This is a genomic window from Rhodococcus xishaensis (assembly GCF_004011825.1).
Lineage (GTDB): Bacteria > Actinomycetota > Actinomycetes > Mycobacteriales > Mycobacteriaceae > Prescottella > Prescottella xishaensis.
The window spans coordinates 149,754-170,449 of the sequence record NZ_RKLO01000007.1 but is presented as its reverse complement, the minus strand read 5'-3'; the positions used below and the strand labels follow the sequence as shown (position 1 = coordinate 170,449).

Here is a 20,696-nt window from a genome sequence, read left to right as displayed (position 1 = left end):
CCGAGCGCGTGGCCGCCGGAGCCGACGGCACCTTCAGCACGGACCTTGCGGTCGGTGAGTACGCAGTTGTCGGCGAATGTGTTTCGGACGGCAACCCGACCCTGTTCGGCACCGAGCAACTGGTCACCAGCTCCCACACCCTCGGAGCCCCGACCGTCACCACCGCCGTCGAGGGGACCGTCCTGACGGCCACCGTCGCGAACACGAACGTCGACCCGACCGCCACCTGCGGCATCATCGTCCTCGAGAGCGCCAAGCTGCCCGACTTCCAGGCCGACCCGACCAAGATCGACGAGGCGGGATTCCTGACCTGGCGCACCGACGACGCCGAGCGCGTGGCCGCCGGAGCCGACGGCACCTTCAGCACGGACCTTGCGGTCGGTGAGTACGCAGTTGTCGGCGAATGTGTTTCGGACGGCAACCCGACCCTGTTCGGCACCGAGCAACTGGTCACGGTGCTCAACGCATTGGCAGGCCCGACCGTCACGACCGGCGTCGACGCCGGCACGTTGACCATCACCATCGTGAACCAGAACGTCGAACCCTCCAGCACTTGCAGCGTATTCGTCGTCGAAAACGCCAAGATGACCGAACTCCGGGACGACCCGACCAAGATCGACGAGCCGGGATTCCTGACCTGGCGGAGCCCCGACCGAGTGGGCCCGGGAGCCGCGAATGCCTACACCGTGGAGCTCGAAGACGGCCCGTACATCGTCATGGGCGAGTGCATTTCGGATGACAACCCGACCCCGGTGTTCGGCGCGCAGCAACTGGTCACGATCGGCGAAAACGTGCTCGGCAGCCTCGGCGACCTCAATCCCGGCGACCTGATTCCCGACAACCCGGATGACAACCCGAATCCCGACAACCCGGATCCCGGCGGCCCTGATCCCGATGCGGTCGCCGGCAGCGTCCAGGCCCTGGTGGACGCGATCGACGTCGACCTGATCGCCGAGTTGCTGGCCGACTTGCTGGGAGGCATGGGGGGCTAGTAACCGCAGGTCACGTAATCTGAGCAGCTAACTTCCGACGCGGCGCCGGCACCCACACGGGTGTCGGCGCCGCCTTTTGTGCCGCCTTCAGAGCGTCTCGATTCGGTTCGGTCTACGACAGGTCAGTCGACGTCGAGGCGACGGAACGCCATCACGGCTCCGCACGACAACGCAACGGCGATGCCGATGAGGACGACGAACGAGGAGAAGGACACACCGTCGACGAGTTGGTTGTTGCCGACCGCGTAGTAGAACGGGGAGACGAGCCGTGCGGGACGGATCCAGCTCACGACGGGAGCCAGCGAGTTGACCAGGTACGCGGCTGCCGCCACCATCGCCGTGATGCCGAGCGCGGTCCCGCGACTGCCGGTGAGGGCGCCGATCAGCAGGGCTAGCGCTCCGAATCCGATGCCCAGCAACAGCACCGCGATCGTCACACCGATAAGCGCACCCGTGTCGACCTGCAGATCGAATCCGCGCCCCGCGAACACGACGAGGGCGGCCACCAACGAGACCGGCACAGCCACGAGGCACATCGCGACGACCTTCTGGAGCGCGATCCGGTTCCGGGTCAGCGGCAGCGTCACGACCAAGCCGAGGGTGCCCTCCTCGTTCTGGCCGGCAATGCAACCGGCCCCGTAGCCGATGGTGATCAACAGGACGATCAACGGCAGGAAGTTCGCGTACAGATTCGCATTCAACCACCCGGACGACGACGACAACGGACCGGTGACGCCGAAAAGTGCTGCGAGAGTGGCGTTTTCCGACGTGAACTGGTCGAGGCCCGTCTCGTTCCGGAATGCCGGATACAACGCGACGATGACGAAGGTGTAGACGCCTATGCCCAGTGAGTAGCCCACGAGGGAGCGGCGGCGCAGCAGGAGGTCGAGCCTGACGAGGCCAGTCGTCATCGGACACCTCCCGGATCGCCGTGTCCGCGGTAGTAGCTGAGGAACAGTTCGTCGAGGTCTGCGCGGCGAGCCGTGATGTCCACCGCTCCTTCGTCGGCCGCCGTCCGTAGCAGTGGGGCAATCGGTCCCGTGACTGACAGGGTGATTTGCTGACCGTCGCGGGATCGCACCAGGACGCCGTCGAGACGGGCGAAAGCTTCCTGGGGAGCCTTGCGATCGAAACGAAGTGTGATCGAACGCGGCGAACTCTTGCGCAGAGAGTCGACGGTTGCGGTGACCACCACGCGCCCCTCTCGCAGGATGCACACCCGCTCAACGAGTCTTTGGACCTCGTCGAGGTCGTGGGACGAGAGCAGGATCGTCCGCCCGTCGGCGACCGTTTCGCGCACCAGGTCTGCGAACTCGTCCTGCATGAGCGGGTCAAGTCCGCCCGTCGGCTCATCCAGCACCAAGAGATCGGGCCTGTGCATGAACGCCATCACGAGACCGATCTTCTGCCGGTTCCCCTTGGAGAGGGTGTGGGCCGGCCTGTCGAGTTCGGCGCCGAAGCGGTCTACGAGTTCGTCCCGGTACCGACGATCGGTCAACCCCCGGATACGGGCGAAGCGGTCGAGGTGCTGCGCACCAGTGAGCCTGGGGTGCAACGCCAATTCACCAGGCAGGTAGCCGACCCGCCGCAGAATCTGCGACGCCTCACGACGCGGGTCGAGTCCGAAGACCCGCACCCGACCGGACGTCGGACGATACAGGCCGAGCAGAATCCGAATTGTCGTGGATTTGCCTGCACCGTTCGGCCCGAGGAAGCCGAACACCTCACCTGCCTCGATGTCGAAGTCGACATCGATGATTCCCCGCCGAGGGCCGAACCGCCGGGTGAGGTTCTCAACGCTGACGAGCGACGCCGCTGCGGAGGTCACTCTCGGATGATAGTTTCCCGCACCCCAACTCGTCCGGTTAACCGCGCCGCGCGAGGTACGGCGGGCGAGTCGCTCCGGCGGCGAACGGCTGTCCGAGACGGTTCTGCACACTGTTGAACACGACGAAGATGTTCGCGCGAGGGATCGGCGTGATGTTCCCACCGGACGCGTGCATGACATTGCTGTCGAACATCGTCATCGAACCTGCGGGCCCGGTCAGCATGTCGACCCCGAAAGAGTTCCACATTTCGGTGACCACGTCCTCGGACGGGACCCCGATCTGCGGTGTGGTCGTCACAAGGGACCGCCGATGGTAATTCGCCGGAGTCTTTCCCACGCACTGCACGAACAAGCGCTGACTACCAGGCATGATCATCAGCGGTCCGTTGTACGCTTCGTTGCGCGTCAACGCGATTGATGCACTCACGGCCCGGGGGGTCGGCATACCGTCCTCGGCGTGCCAAGTCTCGAAGTCGGAGTGCCAGTAGAACGCGCCGCCCTGGAAGCCAGGCTTGTAGTTCAGGCGGCTCTGGTGGATGTAGACCTCCGAACCGAGGATCTGCCGTGCCAGCTCTTCGGCACCAGACTCCGAGATGGCTTCCCGCACAACGGTGCTGAGGACATCGATGTCGAAAATTGATCGAACGGCGGTACCGCGCTCCTCACGGATGATTCGCTCGTCGCCCTTCAGCCGCGGATCCACTTGGATCCGATCGATCTCGGCGAGGCATGCCTCAACCGTCGCCGAAGAGATAACGCCATCGCGCTGCAAGTAGCCCCGCTCGGCAAAACCCTCGAGTTCGGGCGTCGATGGAAGACCCCACACACACGGGTCTGTCCGGTCCCTGATCTCTGGTTGCCCCTCCACGCGGGTCGCATACTGATCGATCCCGGCTCTCATCAACCGCAACTTTAGCACTCCCGAATGTGTCAAAGATACTGTCCGAAGAGTCCCGCCCTACAGGGCGTCGCGACGATTCACGCGGTCAGGAGCGGATACACACCGTTCTCGTCGTGGACCTCCTGTCCGGTCACCGGAGGATTGAAGACGCACAACATTCGCATCTGTGTCCGCGGCTCCAGACGATGGCGTTCGTGCCCATCCAACAGGTACATCGACCCGGGACCGAGCTCGTACACCTGCCCCGTCTCGAGGTCAGTGAGCGTCCCCTCGCCCTCGACGAGCCACACCGCCTCGACATGGTTCGCGTAGTGGAACTCGTTGACGGTTCCAGCGGTAATAGTGGTCTCGTGGAACGAAAATCCGGCACCGTCGGCGGCGAGCACGATTCGCTTGCTTCGCCAGTTTCCGTTCGGGCTGCTTACGTCGCGATCGGTGTCGGTGATCTCGTCGGTCGTTCGGACGATCATGCGGCTCAGGTCTCCTGTCCAGCGCATACGGTAATGGTTGCATCGACCAGGATCCCCAGGCCGTGCTGGAGTTCATCTTGGGCGATTGTCAGGGGCGGAAGCAATTTCACCACTTCATCCTGTGGACCTGCAGTCTCGACGAGCAATCCGTGCTCGAAGGCGTACTGGGCCACCTTGCCGGCCTGCGACGCGTCGTCGAAGACCAGACCGCGCACGAGGCCCCGGCCGCGAGTTGACAGCCCGCGGAAGCCCCTCGACAGCTCATCGAATGCGCGGTGCAGCAACTCACCCTTGGCCAGCACCGCCTTCTCGAGGTGGTCGTCCGACCAGTACTGCTCGAGCGCGGCCTGAGCCGTGACGAAGGCCGGATTGTGACCGCGGAACGTACCGTTGTGCTCACCGGGAGACCAGACATCCAGTTCCGGCTTGAAGAGCGTGAGCGCCAACGGCAGTCCGTACCCGCTGATCGACTTCGACACCGTGACGATGTCGGGTTCGATCCCTGCGATCTCGAAGGAGAAGAACGGTCCGGTGCGGCCGCAACCCATCTGGACGTCGTCGACGATGAGGAGGATATCGCGCTCTTTGCACAGATCCGCAAGGGCACGAAGCCATTCCGGCCGAGCCACGTTCACGCCACCCTCGCCCTGAACCGTCTCGACGATGACCGCGGCGGGTCGGTTCAGTCCGGATCCAGCGTCGTCCAGCAGACGCGAGAACCACCCGAAGTCCTCGGTGCTGCCGTCGAGATAGTTGTCGAACGGCATGGGCGTCGCGTGGACCAGTGGGATGCCGGCGCCGGCGCGCTTCATCGCGTTGCCGGTGACCGACAACGAGCCGAGCGTCATGCCGTGGAAGGCGTTGGTGAAACTGACGATAGACGAGCGGCCGGTCACCTTACGCGCGAGCTTGAGCGCCGCCTCGACCGCGTTGGTTCCGGTCGGTCCCGGAAACTGCACCTTGTACGGGAGCCCGCGCGGACGCAGGATCGTGTCCTCGAACGTCTCGAGCAGGCGCCGTTTGGCGGTGGTGGACATGTCGAGGCTGTGAGTGATGCCGTCGCCTTCGAGATAAGACAACAGAGCACGCTTGAGAACCGGATTGTTGTGTCCGTAGTTGAGCGCACCGGCGCCGGCGAAGAAGTCCAGGTACTCACGACCACTCTCGTCCACTAGCCAGGACCCGCGAGCCTTGTCGAAGACGGCCGGCCAGTTCCTGCAGTAGCTCCGGACCTCCGACTCGAGGCTTTCGAAGATCGAAGTGTCGGGAAGGGTCGTAATAGTCATGAGAGTCCAATCCGGGGAAAGGGTCCTATGGTGTAGAGCTCTTCGGCAGCGTGCCCGTCCGGGAAGTCCTCGGACTCGAACAGGGGACGCCTGCCGATGTCGGCGCCACGGCTACGGGCCAGCGCCGAGAACATCGCGATCGATCCCGCGTTGTCACGCGTGATGGTCGTCTCGAGCATGTTGATCGAGCGCCCACGCAGCCGGTCGACGAGTCCGCCGAGCATGGCAAGGCCGATGCCGCGGCCGCGGTACTCGGCGTCCACCGCGACCTGCCAGACGAACAAGGTCAGCGGCGCGGTCGGCCGAATGTATCCGGTGACGAATCCGACCGTCCGACCGTCGAGCTCTGCGACGATCGAGGTCTCCCAATGATCTCGGCACCACATGAGGTAGGAGTAGCTGGAGTTGAGATCCAGCTCTCCCGACCGCCCCGCGATCTCCCAGATCCGAGCGCCGTCGGAGATCTCGGGAGCACGGAGCCGTGTTGTCGGGGCAGTCGTCACCTGCGGTCCCCTGCGCCGCAGGTGACGACTGCCCAGCCGATCCGAGCGCCTTCCCTACCGGAAACGACGCACGGCAACGGCGATCGACAACTCATACACACGGCTCCATCCACATTCGGCTATGAATTCCAGCCTGCCGAGACAACTTTGAGATGGTTAGGTCGGTTACTTTGCAGTTGTGTTACAGACCCTGGGTGGTTCGTCACGTTCTCAGGCGGCTCGCTCGGCGGGGCGCAACGGCCTCGCGGCGCCGGGTCGGCGGGTTCTCGTCGGCCGGATCGGGACCCAGCTCCGGCAGGGGCAACTCCACAACGAACCTGGCACCGCCTCCCGGACGCGGGATACAACGGACTCGTCCGTCGTGTGCCTTGACGGTCTCCGCGACCAGCGCCAACCCCAGACCCGTACCCGTTCCTGTCGTCCTCTTCCGGCTCGGATTGCCGGTCACAAACCTCTCGAACACCCGTGTGCGCTCGCTGTCCTGGACTCCGGGTCCGGCGTCGTCCACGACCACCACCGCCATTCCCCCGGCCTCCCGGAGCGAGATCTCCACCAGCCCGCCACCGTGTTTGTCCGCATTGTCCATGAGGTTCCGGAACGCGCGTTCGAGCGCGAGCTTGCGGCCGTCCACGACGCAGTCGGTCTCGACCACCAGCAGATCGGTGGGCCGCTTGGACTCCCTGAGGGTGTGCTCGAGCAGTTCGGCGAGGGACAGTGGCTCGAGTTGGTCCTTGTGCAGCCCGGCTTCCGCTCGTGCCAGCGCCAGCAGGTGGTCGAGCAGCCGCCGGAGGTGCTCGAGTTCCGCGTTGATCAGCACAAGTGCCCGACGGGATCGATCAGGCAGGTCCTGCTCATGGCGGCCGAGGACTGAAACGCTCGTGATCAGTGTCATCAGCGGCGTGCGCAGCTCGTGGCTGACGTCACCGAAGAACCTGCGTTCACGGTCGATCCGCAGTTGCAGCGAGTCGACCATGGCGTTGAAGGCTTGCACGATGGTGGTCAAATCGGTGTCACGGGTCTCCGTCAACCGGGTGTCGAGCTCTCCCGCCGCGATCTGCGCCGCGGTGCCGGCGACCTCGTGCAACGGTTTCAGCACCTTGCGGCTCGCCCAAAGGCCGAGCAGCGCACCCGCCAACGTCGTCAGCACCGCGCACGACACCAAGGCAAGTTTCAGAATCCGGAGTGCCGACTCGAGCTCGCTGAGCGGGGACAGTTCGAACAGCACATCGCCGTCGTCGTTCAACGGCACCCCGATCGCCAAGTACGGCTCGCCGAACAGCGAGACATGGCGTCGCACGGTGCCGTCGTCGAGGGCGACGTCCGCACCACCCAGCTTCGCCAGAACAGGTTCGGCCGCGAGCCCGACCTCCGAGGCGAACCACTGCGATTCACGACGTACCAGAACCGCGGATTCCGCAGGCAAGTCGAGATCGCTCACCACTGCCGCCGGCGGCAGGTCCGTGCCATCGAGGACGTTGCGTACGTACTCGGCACGAATCGACGTCTGCCGTTCGGCCGAACCTTCTCGCTGCGCAACCATGTAGCTACGACTGATCGTGAAGACCGATGCCGCAAGCAGGATCGACACCAGGCTGGCGCCGATCGCGAAGGACAGGATCACCCGGCCACGGAGACCAGGCGCACTCCAGCGCCTAACGCTGGACATCGAGCCGGTACCCCAGCCCGCGCACAGTAACCACCAGCTGCGGGTCGGATGGATCGAGCTCGACCTTCGTCCTCAGCCGTCGTACGTGCACGTCGACAATCCGTTCGTCTCCGAAGAAACCACGGTCCCAGACACTTTCGAGTAGTGCACGACGACTGAGGACGAGTCCCGGCGACTCGGCCAGCTCGCAGAGCAGGCGGAACTCGGTCAACGTCAGGTGTAGTTGCTCGTCGCCGCGGCGGACCGTGCCGCTGCCGGGCGACAGGACGAGCGGCGACTGCGGGTCGGCGTCGAGAACGACATCCGAAGGTCCGGGACGCTCGGTGAGCCCACCTGCACGACGCCGGAGTGCCCGCATCCTCGCGGTGATCTCCTTGATCTCGAACGGCTTCGTCACGTAGTCGTCGGCACCGGCCTCGAGAGCCGCGACGACGTCGTGTGTGTCATCGCGAGCGCTGATGACGATGATCGGCACATCGTGCTCGTACCGGATCTGACGTATGCAGGTGAACCCGTCCATATCGCCGAGCATCAGATCGACGATCATCACATCCGGTGCACCGTGTCGTTCGAGGTGCTCCAGGGCGCTCTCCGCATCCTCAGCCTCTTCGACTTGGTATCCCTCGTCCTCGAGAGCCAGCCTCAGCGAGGCCCGTACGCGGTCGTCGTCCTCGACGATCAGAAGGTTAGCGCCCATGACGCCATTTTCCAGGTCCCCTGCCTCGGTCAGCGCTCCGGGAGCTGCCCCCACCAGTCATTCCCGCAGTGGGTCTCGTGCGTGCGACTCCTGAGAGTACTGCATCGCTCCTGTATCAGGATCTACATCAACCGCGTGGGACGGTAGCTCGTTGACCGCCACCACGAAGTGGCCGTTGCTATCGGCAGCCTCGCCGCGTGTCGCCGGCGGTAGGCCGGCGAACGTCGCCGACACGCCCCCATCGAGCAGGTGGTGAGAAGGCTCGCTCACGTCGCCGGCGCCGTCGGAGGCGGCACGTGTCGACACCCGGAGGTAGCGCGGCGTGGTCGCCAAGTCGTAGCGGAAAGCCTTCAACATCGACACACAAGCAAGCACCATGATGATCGAGAACGGCGCGGCCGTGGCGATCGACGCGGTTTGCAGGGCGGTCAATGACCCTGATCCACCGACGAGTAGCAGTACGGCGGCCACGATGCCCAGGAGCACAGCCCAATAGGTACGGGACACCTTGGGCGTTTCGAGGGTGCCGCCCGAGGACAAGTTGTCGATGACGAGTGATCCGGAGTCGCACGAGGTGACGAAAAAGAACACCACGACCGCGATTGCGAACAGACTCGTCAGCGTCGCCACCGGCAACCCGTCGAGAAGCTGGAACAGGGTCGTATTGGTGTCGACGGACCCGCCGGCACCGACCATGTCGCCGTCGTTGCGCTGGCGCAGGATTCCCGAGTCCCCGAAGATCGTGAACCAGAGCGACCCGATGAACGTGGGAGCAAGCAGCACACCCAACACGAACTCGCGGATGGTCCGGCCGCGCGAGATCCGCGCGATGAACATTCCTACGAACGGCGCCCAGCTCATCCACCAAGCCCAGTAGAAGATCGTCCAGGCCCCCGCCCATCCGTCCTCCGCGAACGGCGAGGTGCGCAGCATGAGTTGGGGCATCGCCTGGACATAGCCACCGAGGTTCTGCACCCACGCCTGCATGAGGAAGACCGTGGGGCCCAGGAGCAGGACGAACAGGGCCAGGCCTGCCGCCAGGCCCATATTGATGTTCGACAGCCAGCGCAGTCCCCTCGTCACGCCGCTGATGACGGAGAAGGTGGCCAGTCCCGTCACGACGGCGATGAGTCCGATGACGAACCAGTTGTTCGGCTCCACCCATCCCAGGTACTCGAATCCCGCCGAGATCTGCTGCACCCCGAATCCGAGCGACGTCGCGATGCCGAACACGGTGCCGACGACGGCGACCACGTCGATCGTGTGGCCGATCGGACCCTCGATCCGCTTACGTCCCAGCAGCGGTTCGAGCAGCCACCGGATCGACAGCGGTCGACGCCTGCGGTAGGTCATGTAGGCCAGACCCAGACCGACGACCACGTAGATTGCCCAGGCATGCAGGCCCCAGTGGAACAGCGTCAGTTGCATGGCCTGATTCGCGGCCGCATCGGTTGATCCCGCGACACCACCTGCCTCGGGCGGGTTCACGTAGTGGGTAAGCGGTTCCGCGACACCGTAGAAGACCAGACCGATACCCATACCGGCACTGAAGAGCATTGCGAACCAGGACGGGAGACCGAACTCCGGAGTCTCGTCGTCACCGCCGAGCTTGATGTTGCCGACCCGGGAGAAGGCGCAGTACAGCGCGAATACAACGAAACCGGTCGCCACCAGGACGTACCACCAGCCGACCCCGTCGGTGATGGCTGTGTTCAGGCGCTTGAACGCGTCACTCGCGGTTCCCGAGTAGACGACTGCGAAGGCAATCATCGCGAGAATCACCAGCGAAGCCGGTACGAACACCGGCTTCTGCATTCCTCGCCAGGCCTCTCGCGCAGATCTCAACGCGCTTCCCTCCGTTTCGATGGACACAGGACAGGCGGGCCGCCGTATGCCTGCGTCCGGGTTTCGCGTCAAACCGTTCGGCGGCTCCGGTGTGACGTCCGATTTCCGCACCGTAGAACAGGTCGGACGCCCGACTCGAGCCGAGACTGACGTTACGCCTAGAGCCGCGACCGGCGTACACCGCCGTCCTTACCGGGATCCGGAGCGATCTTGAACAGCGGTCTTCTAGCGAATCGGGGCGTCCGGAACAACGGGCGGAGCGATCCCCACGTAGGCGACGATCTCGTGCCCACCGGGGTTGGTTTGAACCGGCACCTCGAGCCAGTTGTTGGCCAGCCACACGTTGCCGGACGGATCCACGGCCACCCCCGTGTTGCGCTCGAGTCCGTCGAACGCGTACCCGGTGCCGTCGGGTGATATCGCGTCGCCGGTCGACTTTCCCGGCGGGCACGTTGTCGGGTCGGTGCCGCAGAAGTGCGAAAGTCGCTTACCGCCGAAGTTCGCGACCCACACGTTCCCGTCACCGTCCACGGCGATTCCCCAGGGAATGGTCACTCCACCACCACGGAATGCCGGTCCCGCTGGGGTTCCGTCCGGATCGAGCAGCGTGACCGAACCCGAACCGACGCTGAGCGGCGGCAGGTCCGGGCAGGGTAGTTGCACGATCCCCGAGTTCGCCACCCACACATTCCCGTCCGCATCGGCCGCGACACCCATCGGGTTGTCGAAGCCGCCTATGGGAGAGTTCGGTCGGACCGTTCCATCCCGGCCCAACACCGCCACCTGATTGTTCCCCGTACCGGTGGCGAATACATGCCGCCCGTTGTCCACCAGAGCGAACGGTCGGTCGAGTCCAGTGTCGCGCAGCGTTTGTGCGCTGCTCGGATCTCCCGCCGGGTAGCGGGTGAGGGTGTTCGAACCGCAGTTCGCCAGCCAGATGTTGCCGTCTCGGTCGGCAATCGTTCCCTGCGGCCAGTCGATCTCCCCCTCGGTGAATCCGGTTTCGGGCGACAGGGGAACACCGTCGGGGGTGAACTTCGAAACGCTGTTGTGCGGTGGCTGGAGGTCCTCAGGACAACCCGGCGGCTGTGCAGCGAAACCGAAGTTCCCCACCCACACATCACCCTGCGGATCCAGGGCAATCCCAAACCCGGCCCCACTCAAACCACCACCGCGAAACGGGGACCCCGGCGCAGACTGACCGGACGGCAAGAACTTGAAGAGCATGTCGCTGCCGCATACCGGGACATTGGGGTCCGCGTTGTACTCGTAGTTGCTGTTGACCCAGATGTTCCCGTCCGAGTCGATCGCAAAGTTTCCTGGGCCGGACAACGATCGTCCGTCACCATCGAACCGTAGGGCGAGGGTCCACGCCGCCGGAGGCAGATTCCGCGCCGGCGTGTACGGATGCGGTGCAGACGCGGCGACGGCGAAGAGGTCGACCACATGAAGCGACGGGGTTCGGGCGATTGCGGACATCGCCTCGAAGGTGTCCCCCGGGCGTGGCTCGCCCCGGTTCGTGGCGCCGTCGAGCAGCCGCGTGCAGTCGGCGGCCCGAGCGACACACGCGGCGACCATGTTCGACAGCGAGTTGAACGTGGCGACCGTCGAGGTCTCCGATCCGTTGGGCGAGCTCGTTAGAACCTGCGACAGGGATCCCTTCTCGACGTCCACGAAGTTCCGGACCATCTCGGCAGCGTTGCCGATCCCCGGCGCGGAGCCACTCAGCCCGGCATCCGTGGCGAACTGTGCCATCGAGAAGGCCGACGCCACCGTCGTCTGTTCGTTGACGACGACCTCCGTCGGACGTGGGTCCGCGCCGAGCACCGAGGCCAGAACCATGTCCACCCGAGAGCGGTCACGAGCCTCCAGATAGACGACGTCGTCCGCACTGGCTTCCGACAGAACGATCGAGAAATAGCCCTGCTCGTCGGTGCTGGAGTCGCCGAGTCGTCGCGGTCCCGTGGACCCGTCACCCGCCGCCCATGCAGTCACGTCGTATCCGGCGAGCGGGCCATCGGCGCCGCGCACCGATCCGGACAGCATGTCCGACCTCGCAGGCGCCGCCGGGGGCGTGCCCGCAACGCTTCCCGCCACCAGCAAGCCGACCGCGGAGGACAACAGGATGCGTCGAAACATGAGACAGCCTCCGTGTCACCGAACGGAACGCACGGTTCCAAACGATCTTCTTCGAAGGCTAGGAGTCCAGCGGCCGCACTGGGCTGGAGTCGCCCGTACCGTTGCCCTGTCGAAACCCGGTCGACGTCGCCCGTAAACGACGCGTGCGCGCCTGCGGACCCGAGAGTCCAGACCCGAGAGTCCAGACACCGAGTCCTCAGACGCGCACGCGAAGAGAACGAGCTAGAGGAGCAGCTCGGCGATCTGGATGGTGTTGAGTGCGGCCCCCTTGCGAAGGTTGTCACCCGAAAGGAACAACGCCAGACCGCGTCCGCCGGGAACACCCGGGTCCTGTCGAACCCGGCCGACGAGTGACAAGTCGCCACCAGCGGCCGCAAGCGGCGTCGGCACGTCCACCAACTCCACGCCGGGCGCATCGGCCAGCAGTTCCTTGGCGCGCTCCACCGACAGCGGGCGTTCGAACTCGGCATTGATCGCGAGCGAGTGGCCGGTGACGACCGGGACACGCACGCACGTGCCCGACACCAGAAGGTCCGGCAGGCCGAGGATCTTGCGGCTCTCGTTGCGGAGCTTCTGATCCTCGTCGGTCTCACCGCTACCGTCGTCGACGAGCGCGCCCGCGAGCGGGACGACGTTGAACGCGATCGGCGCGACGTACTTGTCGGGGGCCGGGAAATCGGCCGCCGAACCCGAGTGCACGAGCTTGTCGGCGTCGTCGGCAACTGCGCGGACCTGGCCGACGAGCTCCTCGACGCCCGCGACACCGCTGCCGGACACCGCCTGGTAGCTGCTGACGATCAAACGCTGCAGGACGGACTCGTCGTGCAGAACCTTGAGCACCGGCATCGCAGCCATCGTGGTGCAGTTCGGGTTGGCGATGATGCCCTTAGGCGGGTTCTTCGCCTTCTCCGGGTTGACCTCGCTGACGACGAGGGGTACCTCGGGGTCCTTGCGCCACGCCGACGAGTTGTCGACGACGATTGCGCCCGCAGCCGCGAACCGCGGGGCCTGCGCGCGCGAGAGCGTCGCACCGGCCGAGAACAGCGCGATGTCGATGTCCTTCAGGGATTCATCGGAGACCTCGGCTACGTCTTCTACGACAATCTGCTCCCCGCGGAACGGCAGCTTCTTTCCGGCCGACCGAGCAGACGCGAAGAACCGGACCTTGTCGGCCGGGAAGTTGCGCTCCTCGAGCAGGGTGCGCATGACGATGCCGACCTGGCCGGTCGCACCGACGACGGCGACCGTGACGTTCCTGGTCGCTTCGCTCGTCTCATTGACCATCTTCTTCGTCGCTTCGCTCGTCTCACCAGCCATGACAGTTACCGTCCCGTTCCTGCGTGTACGACGGCATCTTCGTCGCCGCCGAGGTCGAATGCTGCGTGGATTGCGCGCACGGCGTCGTCCAGATCGGTGTCCTTGACCAGCACCGAGATGCGGATCTCCGACGTCGAGATGAGGTCGATGTTCACGCCCGCGTCAGCGAGTGCCTCGCAGAAGGTGGCCGTGACACCCGGGTGGCTCCTCATACCCGCGCCGACGAGCGACACCTTGCCGATGAGGTCGTCGAACAGGATCTGGGTGAAATCGATCTCCGCCTGCAGGCCGGTCAGCTTCTCCACCGCACGCGGGCCGTCCGCCTTGGGCAGCGTGAAGGTGATGTCGGTCTTGCCGGTCTCGACCTTGGAGATGTTCTGCAGGACCATGTCGATGTTGATCTCGGCCTCCGCGATGGCACGGAAGAGCTTGGCGGCGTGGCCCGGCGTATCGGGCAAGCCGACGACGGTGACCTTGGCCTCGGTGCGGTCGTGCGCAACACCGGTGATCAGGGCTTCTTCCATGGGGATGTCCTCCATCGATCCGGACACGATCGTTCCGGGCTTGGTGGTGTATGACGAGCGGACGTGCACAGGCATGTTGTAGCGGCGTGCATACTCCACACAGCGCAGCATGAGCACCTTGGCGCCGCAGGCCGCGAGCTCCAGCATTTCCTCGAACGACACGGTCTCGAGCCGCTGGGCGTCCTTGACGATGCGCGGATCGGCGGTGAAGACACCGTCGACGTCGGTGTAGATCTCGCACACATCGGCGTTCAAGGCCGCGGCCAGCGCAACAGCGGTGGTGTCGGAACCACCTCGGCCGAGGGTGGTGATGTCCTTACTGTCTTGGCTCACGCCCTGGAATCCGGCCACCAGCACGATGGAGCCCTCGTCGAGTGCCGCGCGGACGCGGCCCGGGGTCACGTCGATGATCTTGGCGTTGCCGTGGCTGCCGGTGGTGATGACGCCGGCCTGCGAACCGGTGAAGGAGCGTGCCTCCGCGCCGAACGAGTGGATGGCCATCGCGACGAGCGCGTTCGAGATCCGCTCACCCGAGGTGAGGAGCATGTCCATCTCGCGGGCCGGTGGAACCGGGCACACCTGCTCCGCGAGGTCGAGCAGCTCGTCGGTGGTATCACCCATCGCCGACACCACAACGACGACGTCGTTGCCCGCCTTCTTGGTCTCGACGATCCGCTCAGCGACGCGTCGGATACGCTCGGCGCTCGCGACCGAGGATCCCCCGTACTTCTGGACGACGAGAGCCACGCGTGTGTACCTCCGGGTAGTTGGATTGATGTCAGTCCGGCTGTCGAGCTTACCGACGTGCATAATCGGCATCTCAAGGCGTCCGTCCACACCAGCTCGACGGCTCGGGAAATCGCCCAACAGATAGCGAACGCGTTCCGGACGTGCGAACCGACTACGCGGATTAGACTCTCCCGCTGCAAGCGGTTCGCCCGATACATGCCGGGCGGGAACTCGCTATGTGGGAGGCATCTCGGGTGTCGATCGCGCAGGACGGAAGTTTCGCTGCGAGCGCTAAGATTCCGGTGTTCCGCAGCGATCGCGTCGTGCCCCGAACCCGCCTGTTCGAAACGCTGGATCGCGCTCTGGCCGACTCCGATCGCGCGACATCCGTGGTCCTGGTCTGCGCGCCGGCGGGCGCGGGAAAGACGACGTTTCTCGCGGACTGGGCGCACCGCACGCGCGCACAGCCCGGTCGTCCAGCGATCGCCTGGGCCACCGTCGACGAGCAGGACAACGAACGACCGGCGCTGCAAGCCAAACTCGTCCAGGCTTTTCGGGGCACCGAGCATCCCCGCGTCCGGGAGATCTGCGAGCAGATCGCGAATCCGACACCCGGACAACCATTCCCCCTCGCGAGCAGTCTGGCGGAACTGGACGAACCCGTCTGCCTGGTCCTCGACGATGCACACTTGCTGCACGACCCGGTCGTGCTCTCGGATCTGGAGGTGTTCCTCCGGACCCAACCGGATCTCGTGCAGGTGGTGGTGTGCGGACGTTTCGAGCCCCCGCTCGCGTTCCAGAAGCTGCGCCTCGACGGCCGGACGCTGGACGTGACCTTCGACGACCTCGCCTTCACCCCCGAGGAAGCAAAGGCCTTGTTGGCCGAACACGATGTCGAACTCGATTCCGACAACCTGTCGGTGCTGATGGAGCGCACCGAGGGCTGGGCGGCTGGTCTCCGACTCGCCGGCATGTCCCTCGCGGAGCATCCCGATCCGGCATCGCTCCTCGAGAACTTCACGGGGTGCCGACGAGCGGTCGCGGATTATCTGATGGAGCAGGTCCTCGACGGTCAGAGCGAAGAGATCCGGCAGTTCCTCGTCAAGACGTCCGTGCCGGCCACGTTCTCCGCCGCGCTCGCTGAGGAACTCACCGGCCGTGCCGACGCGCACGCGATAATCGACGTGCTCGAACACCGGAACTTTCTGATCAGCAGGATCGAGACCTCCCCCACCCTCTTCCGGTACCACCCGCTGCTGCGCAGCTACCTGCGCGCCGAGATCAGTCTGCTGGGCCGGGAGGCGGGCGCGGAGCTCGAGCACCTCACTGCGCGCTGGTACGCCCGACTCGGCGACGCGTTGCCGGCCCTCGAGCACGGCATCGCGGCCGACGCCGCGTCCCACGTCGAATCCGTGCTGTCGGACGCGGGTCTGGCGCTCGTCCTCGACGGTCACGCCGAGACCGTCGGGCGTCTCCTCGCGGACGCCCCCCGTTCGATCCGGGACCGACCGATCTCCCGACTTGTCCGCGTGGCCGCGCATCTGCGCGAGGAGAACCCCATCGTCGCGGGATCGATCCTCAGTTCGTTCGACGACCACGGCGCCGACGACGAAAGCGCATTCCGGACAACACTCCTCGCAGACACACTGCGCCTGCAGCTTGCCGTACACACCGGCGACCTCGGGTACGCGCGCGCACGTCCGGTGGCTGCGGACGGCGTTTGGTCGGGCGACCCCCACCTCGACGCCTTCGCTGCCCTCCAGCGCGGGCTCGGCCACCTCCACCTCGGGCGACTCGGACCCGCGGAGTACAACCTGGAACGGGCGCGCACCCACGCGCGTGAAATCGAGTCGCCACGCATCGAGGCACAGACCTCTACGGCACTCGGCATCGTCGCTTTGTGCCGGGGCCTGCTCGACGACGCGCTGTCGCTGGCCGCGAGCGGCCACTCCAAAGCAGCCGCGAGCGGCCGCTCCAAAGCAGCCGCGAGCGGCCATTCCAAGGCCGCGGCGGCCAGCCGATCCAAGGCATCGGATGGCGATCTATCCGTGTCGGTGGACGACCAGCCGGCGGACAACCGATGGGCGCCCCTGCTCGAGGCGTTCTGCCACTACCTGCGCAACGACACCGAGCGGGCCTTCGAACTCGCGGGCGCGGCACACGCCTCCAGCCCTTCGACCGTGGAGGACAACGCCGTGGCCGCCCAACTGTTCGGCCTCGACACCGCCCCGAACCGCCGCGCCGCGGTCTCGGCCCTGCACGCGGCCACCACGTCCGGACGCGCCGCGCCGCGGCCACCCGGGCTGATCGCCGTCGCGCTCCCCTCGATCGAGTTCGCCTACCTTCAGATCGGCGAGACGACCTGGGCCCGCGAGCTGGTTACCTCCGCCTCGACGGTGCTGGGCCAGTGCGGCGACGTCGCACTGCTCGAGTCGGTCCTGCACTTGTACGCCAACCAGCTCGAGCGGGCCCGGGTCGCGTTGCGACCGGTGCTCGAGGGCGACCTGCCGTGTGCCGCGGCGACCAACGTCGTGACTGCTTGGCTCGTTGAAGCCGAACTTGCCCGACGCCGCTTCCACGACGCTCGCGTTCACGACGCCCTCGGGGAGGCGTTGCTGCTCGCGGAGCCTGAGAGGGTGCTCAGGCCCTTCCATTACATGCCGTCGTCCAGCCGGGAACTGTTGTCCGCCAGCCGCGGAAGGTTCGGCTCACGCGGATCCTTCGCCGATCGGGTATGGGCTTCACTCCCGAAAACGGCCGTCGCCACGACCGAGAAGCTCACCCGGCGTGAACTTCAACTTCTCGCGGAGCTCCCCACGTGGCGCACGGCCGAGGAGATCGCGGCCGACCTGTCCGTGTCGGTCAACACCGTCAAGACGCACCTGCGCGGCATCTACCGGAAGCTCGGTGTCACCACCCGCCGCGACGCCGTCACCGCGGCACGTACCCACGGGCTGCTGTGAGCCCCATAATTCACCATCGACGGGTGAGGTTCACCATCGACGGGTGAGGCGCCCGCAGGCCCGCCGCGGCATCCTCGATGGACGGGCGCGAGGACCCGTCAAGTGCACCTCGCGACGGCGCCGCTCGACGAGACACCGAACCACAGAGGGAGGCGTGATGGCCACTTCCGACCCGGGCTGGCCCACCACTGTGCGGTATGCGTTTCTCGTTGGCGGCGAACTGTCCGAGCGGGTGCTCGCGGCCTTCCCGGAACTGCAGGTCTCGGAGACGGCCCACGCCCACACCACCCTGTACGGCCCGGTCCGCGACAACACCGAGTTGCGCGGCATGCTCGCCCGCTTCGACGCCCTAGGCCTCACTCTCGTCGAGATGCGTCGGCTTCCGGACTGAGCGCGGCGGCTACCGGACGACCAGCCTGATCTTGGCGTCGATCCGGTGAATGCGCGGGTCGTCGGCCGGAATGACGAACGTCTCGTGAACATGCGCGGTGACCAGTGTGCGGCCGAACAGCCCGGCGTCGATCAGGTAGTCGACCACCACCTCGTCGCCCTCCACCCGGTAGGTCTCGTCGCGTATGGCGCGGATGACCCGGAACTGGGGACCTCGCGAGAGGCTGCGGCGCAAGTGGTTTCCTGACCGACCCGTCTTGAGGCCCATCTCGTAACGCACCGCGTTCGGCGCGTAGGGTACTGATTCTCCGTCGTGGCTGAGCAGCGCGGCGACATACGTTCGGGCCGCTTCGAGCTGTGCTGTCATGCGCACAGTTGACCACGCAGTACCCACATGGGGGTGAATAACCCACTTAGGGGTGAATTTGCGCCCCACTCCACACGTGCCCTCGGGACACCGGGGTAGAGTGCAACGTATGCAGCGCGCGCTCCTTCTTGGGTGCCGCGGCGGGGTCTGATCCAGACTGGCCTCCCGTCGCGGGTTTTCTCGTGCGCCGGTCGACTCAGTTGTCGGACTCGTGCAGTCCACACTCGAACCTGGAGAGCAATCCATGTCCCCCGCTGACGCCTTCACTGCCGGATCACGCACCACGACGCCGCCATCCAAGCCGTCACCCGCCGACCAGCCGGTCTGGAACACGCAGAAGAACTCGTCGATGCCGACCTTCCGCTACCGGTCGTTCGGCGAAGAGGTCGAGCACGTGTCCCTGCCGGATCGCACCTGGCCCGACAAGGTGATCGACCGCGCCCCGCAGTGGTGCGCGGTGGACCTGCGCGACGGCAACCAGGCGCTGATCGACCCGATGAGCCCGGCCCGCAAGCGCCGCATGTTCGAGCTTCTGGTCCGGATGGGATACAAGGAGATCGAGGTCGGATTCCCGTCCGCGAGCCAGACGGACTTCGATTTCGTCCGCGAGATCATCGAGGAAAACGCCATTCCCGATGACGTCACCATCCAGGTGCTCACCCAGTCACGCCCGGAGCTGATCAAACGCACCTTCGAGGCGTGCGCCGGTGCGAAGAACGCGATCGTGCACTTCTACAACTCGACGTCGATCCTGCAGCGCCGGGTCGTGTTCCGCGCCGACAAGGACACGGTCAAGAAGATCGCCACCGACGCCGCTGCGCTGGTGGTCGAGGAGGCGAAGAATCACCCTGACACCAACTGGCGCTGGGAGTACTCGCCGGAGTCGTACACCGGAACCGAACTGTCGTACGCCAAGGAGGTGTGCGACGCGGTCGTCGCGACCCTGGGTGGCACCCCGGAGAACCCGGTGATCATCAACCTGCCGGCAACGGTCGAGATGGCGACGCCCAACGTGTACGCGGACTCGATCGAGTGGATGCACCGCAACCTGGCCCAGCGCGACAGCATCATCCTGTCGCTGCACCCGCACAACGACCGCGGCACCGGTGTCGCGGCCGCCGAGCTGGGCTACCAGGCCGGTGCCGACCGCATCGAAGGTTGCCTGTTCGGCAACGGTGAGCGCACCGGCAACGTTTGCCTGGTGACGCTGGGCCTGAACATGTTCACCCGCGGAATCGACCCGCAGATCGACTTCTCCAACATCGACGAGATCCGTCGCACGGTCGAGTACTGCAACCAGCTACCGGTCCACGAGCGCCACCCGTACGGAGGCGACCTGGTCTACACGGCGTTCTCCGGCAGCCACCAGGACGCGATCAACAAGGGTCTGGACGCGATGAAGTTCGCGGCGGACGACCAGGACGCCGATGTCGACGACATCACCTGGGAGGTCCCGTACCTGCCGATCGACCCCAAGGACGTGGGCCGCACCTACGAGGCCGTCATCCGGGTGAACTCGCAGTCCGGCAAGGGCGGCGTCGCCTACATCATGAAGGCCGACCACGGCCTGGCGTTGCCGCGGCGCCTGCAGATCGAGTTCTCGCAGGCCGTCCAGAAGATCACCGACGGCGAGGGCGGCGAGGTCTCGCCGAAGGAGATGTGGGACGTCTTCTCCGAGGAGTACCTGGCCCCGATCGTCCCGCTCGAGCGGATGCGTCAGAAGGTGACGGCGGCCGAGGTGGACGGCGGGATCGACGCGATCACAGCGGTCGTCAAGGTGAACGACGTAGAGCAGGAGATCTCCGGCTCCGGCAACGGACCGCTGGCCGCGTTCGTCGATGCACTCGGCACCGTCGGCTTCGACGTCCGCGTCCTGGACTACTCCGAGCACGCGATGTCCGCCGGCGACGACGCGAAGGCCGCGGCGTACGTCGAGTGTGCGGTGACCCTGCCGGACGGCACCAGCAAGGTCGTGTGGGGTGTCGGCATCGCCACCTCCATCACCACTGCGTCGCTGCGCGCCGTCGTGTCGGCCGTCAACCGGGCGCACTGACATCACCTTCGGCCTGAGCGCCCATT

The 20,696-nt window shown here is 65.7% G+C and carries 16 protein-coding genes and 1 pseudogene; 4 read left to right on the top strand and 13 right to left on the bottom strand.

Features of this window, described 5'->3' with window-relative positions:
- A pseudogene (locus tag EGT50_RS16505) lies at window positions 1–992 on the top strand (hypothetical protein); the annotation flags it as partial.
- A 122-nt stretch (window positions 993–1,114) separates the two neighbouring features.
- On the opposite strand, the gene EGT50_RS16500 reads toward EGT50_RS16505, so the two are convergent.
- From EGT50_RS16500 to EGT50_RS16445, 12 genes are all read right to left on the bottom strand, one after another.
- Window positions 1,115–1,903: an ABC transporter permease gene (locus EGT50_RS16500; RefSeq protein ID WP_127955735.1), complete on the bottom strand. Its 789-nt coding sequence runs from the start codon at window positions 1,901–1,903 to the stop codon at window positions 1,115–1,117.
- Window positions 1,900–2,820, bottom strand: a complete 921-nt coding sequence (locus tag EGT50_RS16495; protein WP_235870790.1) for an ABC transporter ATP-binding protein — start codon at window positions 2,818–2,820, stop codon at window positions 1,900–1,902. Before EGT50_RS16495 ends, EGT50_RS16500 begins: the two co-directional genes overlap by 4 nt.
- Before the next feature lie 37 nt (window positions 2,821–2,857).
- The gene (locus EGT50_RS16490; RefSeq protein ID WP_127955734.1) at window positions 2,858–3,721 is read right to left on the bottom strand and encodes a phytanoyl-CoA dioxygenase family protein; all 864 of its coding nucleotides are present in this window, start codon (window positions 3,719–3,721) and stop codon (window positions 2,858–2,860) included.
- A gap of 77 nt (window positions 3,722–3,798) precedes the next feature.
- Window positions 3,799–4,191, bottom strand: a complete 393-nt coding sequence (locus EGT50_RS16485; RefSeq protein WP_127955733.1) for an ectoine synthase — start codon at window positions 4,189–4,191, stop codon at window positions 3,799–3,801.
- A gap of 5 nt (window positions 4,192–4,196) precedes the next feature.
- Entirely contained in the window at window positions 4,197–5,477 is a 1,281-nt protein-coding gene (gene ectB, locus EGT50_RS16480; protein WP_127955732.1) for a diaminobutyrate--2-oxoglutarate transaminase, read from the bottom strand.
- Window positions 5,474–5,980: a diaminobutyrate acetyltransferase gene (ectA, locus tag EGT50_RS16475; protein WP_235870789.1), complete on the bottom strand. Its 507-nt coding sequence runs from the start codon at window positions 5,978–5,980 to the stop codon at window positions 5,474–5,476. Before ectA ends, ectB begins: the two co-directional genes overlap by 4 nt.
- Window positions 5,981–6,182: 202 nt before the next feature.
- A complete protein-coding gene (locus EGT50_RS16470) occupies window positions 6,183–7,601 on the bottom strand; it encodes a sensor histidine kinase (protein ID WP_235870788.1) in 1,419 nt (472 codons plus the stop codon).
- 31 nt (window positions 7,602–7,632) lie between these two features.
- Window positions 7,633–8,343, bottom strand: a complete 711-nt coding sequence (locus EGT50_RS16465) for a response regulator transcription factor (protein ID WP_127955729.1) — start codon at window positions 8,341–8,343, stop codon at window positions 7,633–7,635.
- Between the two features lie 57 nt (window positions 8,344–8,400).
- Window positions 8,401–10,158, bottom strand: coding sequence for a BCCT family transporter (locus EGT50_RS16460; protein ID WP_127955802.1), 1,758 nt, complete (start codon window positions 10,156–10,158; stop codon window positions 8,401–8,403).
- A gap of 255 nt (window positions 10,159–10,413) precedes the next feature.
- On the bottom strand, window positions 10,414–12,327 hold the full coding sequence (locus EGT50_RS16455; protein ID WP_127955728.1) for an NHL repeat-containing protein: 1,914 nt from the start codon (window positions 12,325–12,327) through the stop codon (window positions 10,414–10,416).
- Between the two features lie 222 nt (window positions 12,328–12,549).
- Window positions 12,550–13,611, bottom strand: coding sequence for an aspartate-semialdehyde dehydrogenase (locus EGT50_RS16450; RefSeq protein ID WP_127955801.1), 1,062 nt, complete (start codon window positions 13,609–13,611; stop codon window positions 12,550–12,552).
- Between the two features lie 38 nt (window positions 13,612–13,649).
- Window positions 13,650–14,915, bottom strand: a complete 1,266-nt coding sequence (locus EGT50_RS16445; RefSeq protein ID WP_127955727.1) for an aspartate kinase — start codon at window positions 14,913–14,915, stop codon at window positions 13,650–13,652.
- Window positions 14,916–15,220: 305 nt separating this feature from the next.
- Here EGT50_RS16445 and EGT50_RS16440 point away from each other — a divergent pair, with 305 nt between their 5' ends.
- Together EGT50_RS16440 and EGT50_RS16435 are read left to right on the top strand one after the other, a co-directional pair.
- On the top strand, window positions 15,221–17,860 hold the full coding sequence (locus EGT50_RS16440; RefSeq protein WP_235870786.1) for a LuxR C-terminal-related transcriptional regulator: 2,640 nt from the start codon (window positions 15,221–15,223) through the stop codon (window positions 17,858–17,860).
- A gap of 157 nt (window positions 17,861–18,017) precedes the next feature.
- Window positions 18,018–18,251 (top strand): hypothetical protein, encoded by a 234-nt coding sequence (locus EGT50_RS16435; RefSeq protein ID WP_127955725.1) that lies wholly within the window; start codon window positions 18,018–18,020, stop codon window positions 18,249–18,251.
- 9 nt (window positions 18,252–18,260) lie between these two features.
- On the opposite strand, the gene EGT50_RS16430 is transcribed toward EGT50_RS16435, so the two are convergent.
- A complete protein-coding gene (locus EGT50_RS16430; RefSeq protein ID WP_127955724.1) occupies window positions 18,261–18,617 on the bottom strand; it encodes a hypothetical protein in 357 nt (118 codons plus the stop codon).
- A 244-nt stretch (window positions 18,618–18,861) separates the two neighbouring features.
- Here EGT50_RS16430 and leuA point away from each other — a divergent pair, with 244 nt between their 5' ends.
- Window positions 18,862–20,670 carry a 2-isopropylmalate synthase gene (gene leuA, locus EGT50_RS16425; protein WP_127955723.1) on the top strand — a complete coding sequence of 603 codons (1,809 nt, stop codon included), beginning with the start codon at window positions 18,862–18,864 and terminating at the stop codon, window positions 20,668–20,670.
- Window positions 20,671–20,696: the final 26 nt, after the last annotated feature.